Annotated in this window: 10 protein-coding genes; 6 read left to right on the top strand and 4 right to left on the bottom strand. The window is 67.1% G+C overall.

The window, feature by feature from the left end; translation table 11 throughout:
- The first annotated feature begins 99 nt into the window (after nt 1–99).
- From NUU27_RS04255 to NUU27_RS04230, 6 genes are read left to right on the top strand one after another with little or no spacing between them, the layout of a single operon-like run.
- Nucleotides 100–801: a creatininase family protein gene (locus NUU27_RS04255; RefSeq protein ID WP_257760819.1), complete on the top strand. Its 702-nt coding sequence runs from the start codon at nt 100–102 to the stop codon at nt 799–801.
- A gap of 35 nt (nt 802–836) precedes the next feature.
- A complete protein-coding gene (locus NUU27_RS04250; protein ID WP_257760818.1) occupies nt 837–1,808 on the top strand; it encodes an ABC transporter permease in 972 nt (323 codons plus the stop codon).
- Nucleotides 1,805–2,686, top strand: coding sequence for an ABC transporter permease (locus NUU27_RS04245; protein ID WP_257760817.1), 882 nt, complete (start codon nt 1,805–1,807; stop codon nt 2,684–2,686). Before NUU27_RS04250 ends, NUU27_RS04245 begins: the two co-directional genes overlap by 4 nt.
- Nucleotides 2,683–3,660: an ABC transporter ATP-binding protein gene (locus tag NUU27_RS04240; protein WP_257760816.1), complete on the top strand. Its 978-nt coding sequence runs from the start codon at nt 2,683–2,685 to the stop codon at nt 3,658–3,660. Before NUU27_RS04245 ends, NUU27_RS04240 begins: the two co-directional genes overlap by 4 nt.
- Nucleotides 3,657–4,673 (top strand): ABC transporter ATP-binding protein, encoded by a 1,017-nt coding sequence (locus tag NUU27_RS04235; RefSeq protein WP_257760815.1) that lies wholly within the window; start codon nt 3,657–3,659, stop codon nt 4,671–4,673. The genes NUU27_RS04240 and NUU27_RS04235 overlap by 4 nt, the downstream gene beginning before the upstream one ends.
- 29 nt (nt 4,674–4,702) lie before the next feature.
- The gene (locus tag NUU27_RS04230) at nt 4,703–5,584 is read left to right on the top strand and encodes a polysaccharide deacetylase (RefSeq protein ID WP_257760814.1); all 882 of its coding nucleotides are present in this window, start codon (nt 4,703–4,705) and stop codon (nt 5,582–5,584) included.
- Nucleotides 5,585–5,646: 62 nt separating this feature from the next.
- Here the strand turns inward: NUU27_RS04230 and NUU27_RS04225 are convergent, their stop codons facing one another.
- From NUU27_RS04225 to NUU27_RS04210, 4 genes are all read right to left on the bottom strand, one after another.
- A complete protein-coding gene (locus NUU27_RS04225) occupies nt 5,647–7,299 on the bottom strand; it encodes an OFA family MFS transporter (RefSeq protein WP_257760813.1) in 1,653 nt (550 codons plus the stop codon).
- Between the two features lie 223 nt (nt 7,300–7,522).
- Nucleotides 7,523–9,541 carry a HAMP domain-containing sensor histidine kinase gene (locus tag NUU27_RS04220; protein WP_257760812.1) on the bottom strand — a complete coding sequence of 673 codons (2,019 nt, stop codon included), beginning with the start codon at nt 9,539–9,541 and terminating at the stop codon, nt 7,523–7,525.
- Nucleotides 9,534–10,928: a sigma-54 dependent transcriptional regulator gene (locus tag NUU27_RS04215; protein WP_257760811.1), complete on the bottom strand. Its 1,395-nt coding sequence runs from the start codon at nt 10,926–10,928 to the stop codon at nt 9,534–9,536. Before NUU27_RS04215 ends, NUU27_RS04220 begins: the two co-directional genes overlap by 8 nt.
- Before the next feature lie 237 nt (nt 10,929–11,165).
- Complete coding sequence (locus tag NUU27_RS04210) at nt 11,166–12,137, bottom strand: ABC transporter substrate-binding protein (RefSeq protein ID WP_257760810.1); 972 nt, start codon at nt 12,135–12,137, stop codon at nt 11,166–11,168.
- Nucleotides 12,138–12,205: the final 68 nt, after the last annotated feature.

Here is a 12,205-nt window from a genome sequence, read left to right as displayed (position 1 = left end):
AATTGTCACCGTCAATATCTTTTTATTGTTCCATACGGGACTAATCAGCAATTTTATGCCGCCGTGCCGCGGCATCTTGAAACGACTGACAGGTGAATGATGCGGATTGCCGATATGAACTGGATGCAGGTCGAGGAACGGGCCGCGCAGGACGACCGCTGCATCCTGCCCCTCGGCAGCGTCGAGCAGCACGCCTATCTGAGCCTGGCCGTCGACATGATCCTGGCGGAGCGCGTCTCGGTTGATGCCGCCGAGCCGTCGGGCGTGCCGGTGTTTCCCGTCGTGCCCTATGGGCTCGCTTCCAGCTTCGCCGATTTTCCGGGCACGGTGTCCTTGAGGCTCTCGACCTATGCGGCGCTCGTCGGCGACGTGCTCGACAGCCTGCACCGCTCGGGCTTCCGCCGCATCCTCATCGTCAACGGCCATGGCGGCAACACGCCGGTCACGGCGCTCGTCTCCGAATGGCTGAACGCGCACCGCGACACGATGGTCAAGTTCCACGACTGGTGGCGGGCGCCCGGGGTCTGGGCCAAGGTGCAGGAAATCGATCCGGCCGCCTCGCATGCCTCATGGATGGAGAACTTTCCCTGGACCCGGCTCGCCGGCGTCGCCATGCCCGAGGAGCGCAAGCCGCAGATCGATTACGCCAGGCTCGCCCGCCTCGATGCCGGCCGCAAGCGGGCGCTGCTCGGCGACGGCAACTATCATGGGCTTTACCAGCGCCCGGACGAGGACATGATGGCGATCTGGGAGGTCGCCGTCACTGAAACCCGGGCGTTGCTCGAGACCGGCTGGGACTGACCGGGCACCAAACAGAGGGGGCAAAAAGAACAAAAATGCTTGGCTTCGTCATTCAGCGCTTGTGGCAGGCGATGATCGTCATCCTTGCCATGTCGGTGCTGGTCTTCTGCGGCGTCTTTGCGGTCGGCAATCCGATCGATGTGCTGATCTCGCCGGACGCGACGCAGGACATCCGCGCCCAGGTGATCGCCCAATACGGGCTCGACCAGCCGCTCTGGCGGCAATATTTCACCTTCTTCGGCCGCATGCTGCAGGGCGATTTCGGAGAATCCTTCGTCTACAACATGCCGGTCACCCAGCTCATCCTGTCGCGCCTGCCGGCGACGCTCGAGCTCGTCCTCTTCGCCGTCGTCGGCGCCAGCCTCCTCGGCATCCCGCTCGGCATGTATGCCGGCTACCGGCACGACGCGCCGGCCGCCAAGATCATCATGGGCCTGTCGATCCTCGGCTTTTCCGTTCCGAGCTTCTGGATCGGCCTCGTGCTGATCATGACCTTCGCCGTGCAGCTCGGCTGGCTGCCGGCCGGCGGGCGCGGCACGACGGCCTCGCTGTTCGGCATCGAATGGAGCTTCCTCACCATCGACGGGCTCAGGCACATGCTGCTGCCGGCCATCAACCTTGCCCTCTTCAAGCTGGCCATGATGATCCGCCTGGCGCGCGCCGGCACGCGCGAGATCATGCTGACCGACACGATCAGGTTCGCCCGCGCCGCCGGCCTGTCCGAGGGCACCGTGCTGGTGCGCCACGTGCTGCGCCTGATCGCCATCCCGCTGGTGACGATCTTCGGCCTCGAGCTCGGTTCGACGCTCGCCTTCGCCGTCGTCACCGAGACGATCTTCTCCTGGCCCGGCCTCGGCAAGCTCATCATCGACAGCATCACCTCGCTGGACCGGCCGGTGATGGTCGCCTATCTGATGCTCGTCGCCCTGCTCTTCGTCATGATCAACTTCTTCGTCGACCTCGCCTATGCGTTGCTCGATCCGCGGCTGAGGAGGGCGCGCGCATGATCGCGAAAGACGGCTTCCTCGGGCGTTTCCTCCGCGAATTCGCGGGCAACAGGACGGCCACCGTCGCGGCGGTGGTCGTGCTTCTGATCGCCCTTCTGGCGATCTTCGCACCGCTCGTCGCCCCGCAGGATCCCTACGACCTCGCCAATCTCGTCCTGCGCGACGCACGCCGCCCGCCGGGCTATGTGGGCACCACCGGCACGCTGCATCTGCTGGGCACGGATTCGCAGGGCCGCGATCTCCTGTCGGCCATCCTCTACGGGCTGCGCATCTCGCTGGAGATGGGCCTGCTGGCCGGCACCATCGCCTTTTCCATCGGCGCCGTGGTCGGCACGTCGGCGGCCTATCTCGGCGGCCGCTTCGAGGCGCTCATCATGCGCATCGTCGACCTGCAGCTCTCCTTCCCGGCGATCCTGCTCGCCTTCGTCATCGCCGCCCTGCTCGGCCAGGGCGCCTGGCAGCTCGTCATGGCGCTGGTCTTTGCCCAATACGCCTATTTCGCCCGCACGGCGCACGGCGCGGCCTCCGCCGAGCGGCACAAGGACTATGTCGAGGCGGCCCTGTCGACGCCGCTCAGCGCGCGGCGCGTGGTCCTGCGCCACATCCTGCCCAACACGTTGCCGCCGCTCATCGTCGTGGCCACCGTGCAGGTGGCGAGCGCCATCGCGCTGGAGGCCACCCTCTCCTTCCTCGGCGTCGGTCTGCCGCCCACCGAGCCTTCGCTCGGCATGCTGATCGCCAACGGCTTTCAATATCTCCTGTCGGGCCGCTACTGGATCTCCATCTACCCGGGCCTCGCCCTCATCGTCCTCATCGTGTCGATCAACCTGGTCGGCGACCAGGTGCGCGACCAACTCAATCCGAGGCTGAAGCGATGACCCAGCCGCTGCTCGAAGTCTCCGGCCTGAAAACCCACTTTCCCACCGCCGCCGGGATCGCCAGGGCCGTCGACGGCGTCTCCTTCACGCTCGGCCGCGGCGAGGTGCTCGGCCTGGTCGGCGAATCCGGTTCCGGCAAGAGCGTCACCGGCTTCTCCCTGATCGGCCTCGTCGACGCGCCGGGCCGCATCGTCGAGGGCTCGGTGCACTACGGGGGCCGCGACCTCGTCGGCCTTTCGACCGCCGCGCTGCGCCGCATCCGCGGCAAAGAGATCGCCATGGTTTTCCAGGACCCGATGATGACGCTCAACCCGGTGCTCAGCATCGCCACGCAGATGCGCCTTGCCATCGAGGCCCATGAGCGCGTCTCGAAGGCGGCCGCCCGCGCCCGCTCGGTGGAGGTGCTCGCCCGCGTCGGCATTCCCGCGCCCGAAAGCCGGCTCGACGCCTATCCGCACCAGTTCTCCGGCGGCATGCGCCAGCGCGTGGCGATCGCCATCGCGCTCCTGCACCGGCCGAAGATCATCATCGCCGACGAGCCGACCACCGCCCTCGACGTCTCCATCCAGGCGCAGATCCTCGCCGAGATGAAGGCGCTGGTGGACGAGATCGGCATGGCGATGATCTGGATCAGCCATGATCTGGCCACCGTCTCCTCGATCGCCGACCGCATCGACGTCATGTATGCCGGCAGGATCGTCGAGGCCGGCCCGGTCGGCGCCGTGCTGCGCTCGCCGCGCCATCCCTACACGCAAGGGCTGCTCGAGTCGCTTCCCTCGCGCACCGTGCCCGGCGAGGAGCTGCGCCAGATTCCCGGCACCACGCCGTCGCTCACCAACCTGCCAAACGGCTGCGCCTTCGCTCCCCGCTGCCCGCGCGCCGACACGAAGTGCCAGGTCATGCCCGTCGAAAGCGCCGCGGCGGAGCGCACCTGGCGCTGCCACCATCCCGAGACGCAAAGGAGTGCGGCATGAGCGCCTTTCTCACCGTCGAGAACGCCGCCAAGCGCTTCTCGCCCGGCGTCACCTTCGGCGACCGCGTCGCGACCTGGCTCGGCGCCCAGAAACCGCCGCGCTCCGTCCACGCCGTCGATGGCGTGAGCCTTGCGATCGGACGCGGCGAAGTGCTGGGCCTGGTCGGCGAATCCGGTTGCGGCAAGTCGACGCTCGGCCGCATGATCGCCGGCATTCACGTGCCGACGGAAGGCACCATCCGGCTCGACGGCGCGCCGGTCATGTCGGGCGGCAGCCGGCCCCGCAAGGTCACCACGCGCGTGCAGATGGTCTTCCAGGACCCCTTCGCCTCGCTCGATCCGCGCATGCGCATCGTCGACACCGTCTCGGAGGGACCGGTCGCCCACAGGCTGACGACTCGTGCCGAAGCCAGCGCCTACACGCGCCGCTGGCTGGAGGCGGTCGGGCTCGATCCCGACTTCGCGACCCGCTATCCGCATCAGTTCTCGGGCGGCCAGCGGCAGCGCATCGCCATCGCGCGGGCCCTCGCCATGCAGCCGGACCTGATCGTCTGCGATGAGCCGGTGGCCTCGCTCGACGTTTCGATCCAGGCGCAGATCATCAATCTTCTCATGAGGTTGCGGAAGGAGTTGAACCTTACGCTTCTGTTCATATCGCACGACCTCTCGGTGGTGCGTCACCTTTGCGATCGTGTCGCGATCATGTATCTCGGGCGCATCGTCGAGGAGGGCGCGACGGCCGAGGTCTACGACCGGCCGCAGCACCCCTATACCAGGGCGCTGCTCGACAGTGTGCCGAAGCTGGAGATCGACGACGACGTGAAGGCGGTGTTCAGGCCGATCAAGGGCGAGCTCCCCTCGCCGCAGGACCCGCCTGCCGGCTGCCACTTCCACGCGCGCTGTCCGGCCGTGATCGGACGCTGCCTCGGCGAGCGGCCGCCGCTCGTCGTCACGGCGCCCGGTCGCCGCGCCGCCTGCCATCTCGTCCCGGCGCTGCAGGCCGCGGCCGGCTGAATTCCCTCATCATGCAAGCGGAGAACGACATGGAACCCTGGGAGTGGAGCGAGGACGTCTGGCGCTCGAAGGTCAACAAGGTGCGCGCCGGCCGGTCGCTGAAGCCGGCCCGCTGGAAGGATGGTGCGCGCTGCGCCGTCGCCCTCTCCTTCGACAGCGACCATGAGACCAACGAGTTGCGCGACGGCGGGCAATCCATCGGCCGCATGTCGCAGGGCCAGTACGGCAACCGCGTCGGCGTGCCGCGCATCCTCGACGTCCTGTCAAGGAACGATGTCCGGGCGAGCTTCTTCGTGCCGGCGGTCTGTGCCCTGCTTTATCCCGACGAGCAGCGCCGCGTGGTGGCCGAGGGGCACGAGGTGGCCCTGCACGGCTGGATCCACGAGCTCAACACCAAGGTGCCGGCGGACAAGGAGCGCGAGCTTCATCTGCGCGCCGCCGAAACGCTGGAGAAGGTCACCGGCATCCGTCCCGTCGGCATGCGCACGCCCTCCTGGGATTTCTCCGACGTGACGCTGCAGATCGAGCGCGAGCTCGGCCTCCTCTATGACAGCTCGCTGATGGCTGACGACGATCCCTACGAGATCGTCGAGGAAGGCGAGCCGACCGGCATCGTCGAACTGCCGGTGGAATGGATCCGCGACGATGCGGTCTATTTCAACATGAACCGCTTCCAGGCGCTGCGCCCCTACACGCCGCCGACCGACGTGCTCGACATCTTCAAGCGCGAATTCGACCGCGCCTATGCGGAAGGCGGGCTGTTCCTGCTCACCATGCATCCGCATGTCAGCGGCTACCGCTCGCGCATCTTCATCCTCGAGGAGCTGATCGCCCATATCCGGGCGCATGACGGCGTCTGGTTCGCCACCCACGCCGACATCGCCGCCTATGTGCGGGACGCGGGCGACTGACGAAAAAGCCCTCCGGCGGGGCTCCCACCGGAGGGCAGCACTGCATCAACCCGTTCCGAAATTCAGAACAGGGCCGCGGTCTTCTGCAGCGTGATCCACACGCCCCACAGGATCGGGATGCCGACCACCGCCCAGGCGGCGAGCGCCTTGGCGTCGAAGCCGCCCCTGCCGATGCCGAACGAGCCGGTCGGGCCGGAATCGGCAGCCGCCGTCTTCGCCTGCAGGGACGCCACCTCCTCGTCCGACATGTACCATTTGTCGGCGAGCGGCTTGACCAGCATGTTGCAGACCAGGCCGAGCAGAAGCATGCCGGCCAGGATGTACATGGTGAAGTCGTAGACCTGCTCGCGCGGGATGCCGGCGTTGATCTGCGCCTCGCGGATGTAGTTCACCACCACCGGGCCGATGATGCCCGCCGTCGCCCAGGCCGTCAGGAGCCGGCCGTGGATGGCGCCGACGAACTGCGTGCCGAAGATGTCGGCGAGATAAGCCGGAATGGTCGCGAAGCCGCCACCATACATCGACAGGATGACGCAGAACATCAGCACGAACGCCACCTGGCTGCCCATATGCGCGGCCGTCGGCGCCAGCGCGTAGAGCACGATGCCGATCAGGAAGAAGGCGTAGTAGGTGTTCTTGCGGCCGATCTTGTCCGACAGCGAGGCCCAGAAGAAGCGGCCGCCGATGTTGAACAGCGAAAGCAGGCCGGCAAAGCCGGCGGCGATCGCTGCGATCGCCGTCTTCTGCGAAGCGTCGAGCGCGCCGAAGGTGAGTTCGGGCGAACCGATGAGGCGACCGCCGAAGATTTCCTGCAGCATCGGCGAAGCCATGCCTATGACGCCGATGCCCGCCGACACGTTCAACGTCAGCACCGCCCAGATCAGCCAGAACTGCTTGGTCTTGTGAGCGTCGCGCAGATGCACGTGGCGCGCGGTGATCATCGACTTGGCGCTCTTGGCCGGCGGCGTCCAGCCATCGGGCCGCCAGCCTGCCGGCGGGATGCGGTAGCCGAAAGCGCCGCCCATCATGAACACGAAATAGATCGCCGCCATCACCAGGAAGGTCTGCCAGACGCCGACCGAATCGGGCGACTTGAAGGCATTCATCAGCATGTCGGCGAGCGGCGCGCCGATCATTGCGCCGCCGCCGAACCCCATGATCGCCATGCCGGTCGCCATGCCGCGCCGGTCCGGGAACCATTTGATCAGGGTCGAGACGGGCGAGATGTAGCCGAGACCGAGGCCGATGCCGCCGATGACGCCCGCCCCGAGCCACATCATCCATAACTGATGGAGCATGACGCCGAGCGCTGCGATGGCGATGCCGCCGCACCAGCAGAAGGCGGCGACGACGCCCGCCTTGCGCGGGCCGGCGCGCTCCAGCCAGCCGCCCCAAATCGCGGCTGAGCAGCCGAGAAGCACGAAGAACAGCGTGTAGATCCAGCCAAGGTCCGACACGCGCCAGTCGCAGCTCATGGTGAACAGTGCCGAGAGCAGCGTCAGATCGGCGCAGGCGACGCGCTCGGTGACGCCCACCGCCTGGGTCAGCGGCAGCCAGAAGACGCTGAAGCCGTAGGCCATGCCGATGCACAGATGGATGGCGAGTGCCGCCGGCGGCACCAGCCAGCGGTTGAAGCCCGGCTGGGCGATGATCCGTTCCCTGTCGAGCAGTCCCCCGACAGGGACATCGGTTAAAGTTTCACTTGCTGCGGACATGAATTCCTCCTCCTACCGCCATACCCCATGGCGGCCGTCCAGCTGGTTGCGCGAATGGCGTGTTCCGGGCGCCCTCTCCGCCCGGTGTTTCCTCCTCTTGCTTGCTTCTGCCTCGAAGCAACGCGCGTGCCAGATGGGAGTCCTAAGGATTTCAATCGGTTATCGCGCAGGAGAGCGCACCGGCGGACATTTTGTCCGTGGTGGCCGGACAGATTGTCCCGGCTCAGTCGGCCTCGGGCAGCCAGATGGAGAAAACCGTGCCGCGCCCCAGCTCGCTGGCGACCGTGATCTTGCCGGCCTGGCGGCTCACCAGCGTCTGGCTGATCGACAGGCCAAGGCCCGTGCCGGCGCGCCGCTTGGTGGTGAAGAACGGGTCGAACACCTTGCGCAGGAGCTCCGCGCTCATGCCGACGCCCGTGTCGGCCACCTCGATGGTCACGCCGGCCTTGCCGTGCATGGCGCTGTCGAGGGTTCTGAGCGTCAGCGTCCCGCCATCCGGCATGGCGTGGATGGCGTTGACGATCAGGTTGACAAGCACCTGCTGCAGTTCCGTGCGGTTCATCAGCACCAGGCGGCTTGCCCGGTCCTCGCGCACGACCTCGATGCCGGCCTTGTTCAGAAGATGCTGCACCAGCGGCAGGGTGTCGGACACCACCTCGGCGGGCGCATGACGCTCGATGAAGCCGGCATATTCCTCCGGCTTGGCGAATTGCAGGAGCTTGGTGACGATCTGGCTGATGCGATGGATCTGCTCGTCGAGCAGTCGGAACTCGGTCCTCGCCTCCTCGGCGCGCGCGCCCATCACCTGACGCACCACTTCAAGATTGCCCTGCATCACCGCGATAGGATTGTTGATCTCGTGGGCCACGCCCGCCGTGATCTCGCCGATCGCCGCCAGCTTCTCCGACATGATGAGCTGCTTCGTGGTCGCCTCGAGCTGCCGGTTGGCGAGCTTCAGTTCGCGGGTGCGCTCCTCGACCCGGGCATTCAGCTCCTCGTTCCAGGCGCGCAATTGCCGGTCGCGCTCCTGCAACTGCCCCAGAAGGAGATCGAGATGCTGTGCCACACGGCCGATCTCGTCGTCGACGCGGGTGATTCCCGTGCGTGCGCCAAGATCGCCCCCCTCGACCTCGGAGATCGTGCCGGCCATGCGCTCGAGCGGCTTGAAGATCGAGCGTGCCCAGCGCAGGAACAGCGGCACGCTCAGCGCCGTGATGGCCAGGAAGGCAAGCGCGATGGTGATGAGCGTCGTGTATTTGGCCTGCGTGAACGGCGTTTCGAGGAAGCCGACATAAAGCATGCCGACCCGCGTGCCGAAACTGTCGATGATCGGCTCATAGGCGGAGATGTACCAGTCGCTGACGACAAAGGCGCTGTCGAGCCAGGTGCGTCCCTCGCCCAGCACCGCCGAGCGCACGGCCGCCGAAACCCGCGTGCCGAGCGCCCTTCGCCCTTCGAACAGGCGCACATTGGTGCTGATGCGCACATCGTCGAGGAACAGCGTCGCCGTTCCCTGGCTGCCCTCCGGCAGGCTTGCCTCGCGATAGACGAGGTCGTTGATCGTGTCGATGAAGACCAGGTTGCGATTGAGCAATATGCCGCCGACCAGAGCCCCGATGCCGCCGTCGGCGAGCCTGACGGGGCTTGCCGAGTGAACCACCATGCCGCGCGTCTCCGCATCCCGGTCGGTCGGCACCGCATTCGGCGTCGGCACAAGGCCCAGCCGTGCCCGCTCGGCCAGCGCCGGCGCGACGGCGGTGAGCTCCTCGCTCGAAAAGATATCGACGCCGGTGGAGGCCTCGCCCGACAGGGCGGCGGTGATCACCGGCCAGTCCCGGCGCGGCATGCCCGCCGGCACCGGCGCCGCCGCCACGATCCGGCCCTCCCTGGAGACGGCATAGAGAAAGTCGAGGCCCAGCCGCTCCCGGTGCTCATCGAGCAGCGCCGGCAGGTCCTGCGCCCCGCCCTCGATCGTGTCGCGAAACCGCGCCGACTGGCCAAGCGCCGTCAGGTGCTCGCCGGTGTTCTCGAGGATGCGGGCGAAGTACTGATGCGCGATGGTCAGGTCGCCATTGACCTTGGAGATCAACGCCGCGTCGAATTTCGCGTTCCAGCGATAGACCGCGACGCCGAGCAGAAGCGGCAGGATGACCAGCGTCGGCAGGAGGGCGATGGCGAGCAGCCGGAAACGGACCGAGCGGCCCCGCGCCCTGCCTGCCGGGCGGGCGGGCCCGTCAGGCATTCCAGGCCGTGCATTTGCGATCGATGGTCTTGCGCGAGACGCCGAGCTGCCGCGCCGCCGCGTCACGATCACCGCCGAACTTTGCGAGCACGGCCAGGATGTGCCGGCGCTCCACATCAGCAAGGCTCTGCCCCGCGGCGCCGCCGGCAAGCGCGTCGCCGCCGCCGAAATCATCGGGGAAGCGGCCGAGGATCAGCGAGCGCTCCACGAGGTTGCGCAATTCGCGCACATTGCCCGGCCAGTCATAGGCGGCAAGCGCCGCCCGCACGCCGGCACCGATCGGCACTTCGGGCATGCCGAGCTGCTGCGACAGCTTGCGCATGAAGAGATCCGCCAGCTCCTGCACGTCGTCGCCGCGCTCGGTCAGCGGCGGCAGGTGGATCTGCATCACGTTGATGCGGAAGAACAGGTCGGCGCGGAAGCGGCCCGCTTCCACCTGCTTCTCGAGTTCGGCGTTGGTGGCGAAGACAAAGCGCAGGTCGACGGGAATCTCCCGCTCCGATCCGACGGGACGGACGCGACGATCCTCCAGCACCCGCAAGAGCTTGCTTTGCGTGGCTAGCGGCAGTTCGCCGATCTCGTCGAGGAACAGCGTGCCGTTCTGGGCATGCATGAAGAGCCCTTCGCGCGCCGAGCCCGCCCCGGTGAAGGCGCCCTTCAGATGGCCGAACAGTTCGGTCTCGATCATGTCCGGCGGGATCGCTGCGCAGTTGACGGGGACGAACGGCTTGTCGGCGCGGTCCGACAATGAGTGCAGCGACCGCGCCGCCACCTCCTTGCCCGTGCCCGAGCGGCCGGTCAGCAGCACCGAGGTGGGCAGCGACGCGACGCGGGCGATGGCCTCGCGCACGTCACTGATCGCCGTCGAATGGCCGATCAGCTTGTCGCGCAGCAGCACGTGATCGGAGGTCGATTTCAGCTCGTAGCGCAGCACGTAGTTCTCGCGCTGCAGGCGCATCTGATCGAGGCAGCGGGCCACCGCGTTGAGCAGCTGGTTCGAACGGAACGGCTTCAGCACGAAATCGACCGCACCGGCGCGCAGCGCCTGGATCGCCGTCTCGAGATCGGCGTAGGCCGTCATCAGGATGGCATTGGAGAAGAAACCGATGGCGCGCTGCTCGGCCAGCCAGTCGACGCCGTTCTTGCCCGGCATGATGTTGTCGAGGATGACGACGTCGTAATGGTGCTTGTCGAGCTTGGTGGCGGCTTCCTCCGTGTCGGCGGCCTCGTCGAGCCGCTTGCAGCGGGGGCCGAGCGTGCGCACCAGAAAGTTGCGCATGCCCGGCTCGTCGTCGACGACCAGGATCGACGCCTGCGCCAGCCACGGCCCGAATTCCGGATCCGCCGCCATGTCGCGGGGCCGTCGCGCTGCCTGTCCGGTTGCCATGTCCTCCAGCATCCTCCCATGCTTCGCTTCATGATTAGAGCATTTTGCCGCCGCGTGAAATCGCCATGGTGGATAAGGCAGGGCTCCGAACGCGGATCACCACGACACCGATCACCCCACTCCGACTTGCTTCGCAAGCCACCTCTCCCCCTGCCCGGGGAAGAGGAAGGGTGCGAAGCGGTCGGAGTGGGGGTCGACGCGACGTCCGTCAACCCGCGTTCATCGCCATGGTGGCTCCTATTCGCCGTCGCCTGCCTGAAACGACTTGCGCCACTGGTCGAGGAAGGCCTTGCGCTTGGCCTGGTCGAGCCCGACGAGCAATGCCGGCGACAGGGCGATCGGCCGGAAGGCCGCGCGGCCGGCGGCTTGACCGATGCCGTCGCCGGCCTGCTCCAGCATGGCTGGCCCGTTGAGCGACGAATAGAGCTTGGAGGAACCGGACAGGAGCTTCTGGCCGGTCTCGGACAACGACAGCGCAAGCAGCGCATTGGCGGCCCGCTTGTTGCGGGCATGGCGCGAGACGAGAGCGGCGCGCGACAGGGCCAGCGTGTAGTCGGAGGGAAAGATGATGCCGATGCGCGGGTCCGCCGCCTGCCGCGCCAGCGCATAGGAGCCGAGCACGTTGTAGCCCAGCACCAGCCGGCCGGTGGCCACCCCGTCGATGACGTCCGAGCTGCAGCAATAGAGCCGCGCCTGGTTCTGGCCGAGGCCTTCCAGAAGGCGGCCCCAGGTGGATGCCTGCTCGGCGTCTTCGAAGGCGAAGATGTAACCGACCCCCGAATCCTCGATGTCGTAGGTGCCGATCCGGCCGCGGAACCGCTCCGTCTGGCGCAGCAGGTCGACCAGTTCGAAGCGGTTGCGCGGCACCTCTTCGGGCTTCAGCCCCTGCCGATCGTAGACGATCACTGCCGGCTCGAAGGTCAGCCCGACCAGTTCGTTGCGCCAGAAGGCCCAGTCCGGCAGGCCGGCCGGCATGACGAAGCGGAACGGATCCGAGCAGCCGTCATTGACCAGCCGCACCTGTTCGGGAATGGCCGAGGAGATCACCACATCGGCGAAGAAGCGGTGCGCCTGGCAGGCCTCGGCCGCGGCGGCGTAAAGGTCGAGGCTGGTCAGCTGCCGGTAGACGACCTCGGTCGACGGGTTGGTGCGCTGGAACTCCCGGATCAGCGGCTCGATGAAGACGAGGTCCGTGACGCTGCCGATCACCAGGGTTTCCGCCCGGCCGCCCGGCGCTGGAAAAACCGTATCCTCGGCAAAGGCACCTCGCGCGCATA

It is taken from the genome of Nitratireductor sp. ZSWI3, from assembly GCF_024655565.1.
GTDB lineage: Bacteria > Pseudomonadota > Alphaproteobacteria > Rhizobiales > Rhizobiaceae > Nitratireductor.
Note: the sequence above shows the minus strand (reverse complement) of the source record. Positions and strands in the feature narration are given on the sequence as shown.

Coding starts and splice junctions, on each gene's coding strand:
- NUU27_RS04255 (WP_257760819.1), top strand. CDS start 100: ATGCGGATTGCCGATATGAACTGGATGCAGGTCGAGGAACGGGCCGCG.
- NUU27_RS04250 (WP_257760818.1), top strand. CDS start 837: ATGCTTGGCTTCGTCATTCAGCGCTTGTGGCAGGCGATGATCGTCATC.
- NUU27_RS04245 (WP_257760817.1), top strand. CDS start 1,805: ATGATCGCGAAAGACGGCTTCCTCGGGCGTTTCCTCCGCGAATTCGCG.
- NUU27_RS04240 (WP_257760816.1), top strand. CDS start 2,683: ATGACCCAGCCGCTGCTCGAAGTCTCCGGCCTGAAAACCCACTTTCCC.
- NUU27_RS04235 (WP_257760815.1), top strand. CDS start 3,657: ATGAGCGCCTTTCTCACCGTCGAGAACGCCGCCAAGCGCTTCTCGCCC.
- NUU27_RS04230 (WP_257760814.1), top strand. CDS start 4,703: ATGGAACCCTGGGAGTGGAGCGAGGACGTCTGGCGCTCGAAGGTCAAC.
- NUU27_RS04225 (WP_257760813.1), bottom strand. CDS start 7,299: ATGTCCGCAGCAAGTGAAACTTTAACCGATGTCCCTGTCGGGGGACTG.
- NUU27_RS04220 (WP_257760812.1), bottom strand. CDS start 9,541: ATGCCTGACGGGCCCGCCCGCCCGGCAGGCAGGGCGCGGGGCCGCTCG.
- NUU27_RS04215 (WP_257760811.1), bottom strand. CDS start 10,928: ATGGCAACCGGACAGGCAGCGCGACGGCCCCGCGACATGGCGGCGGAT.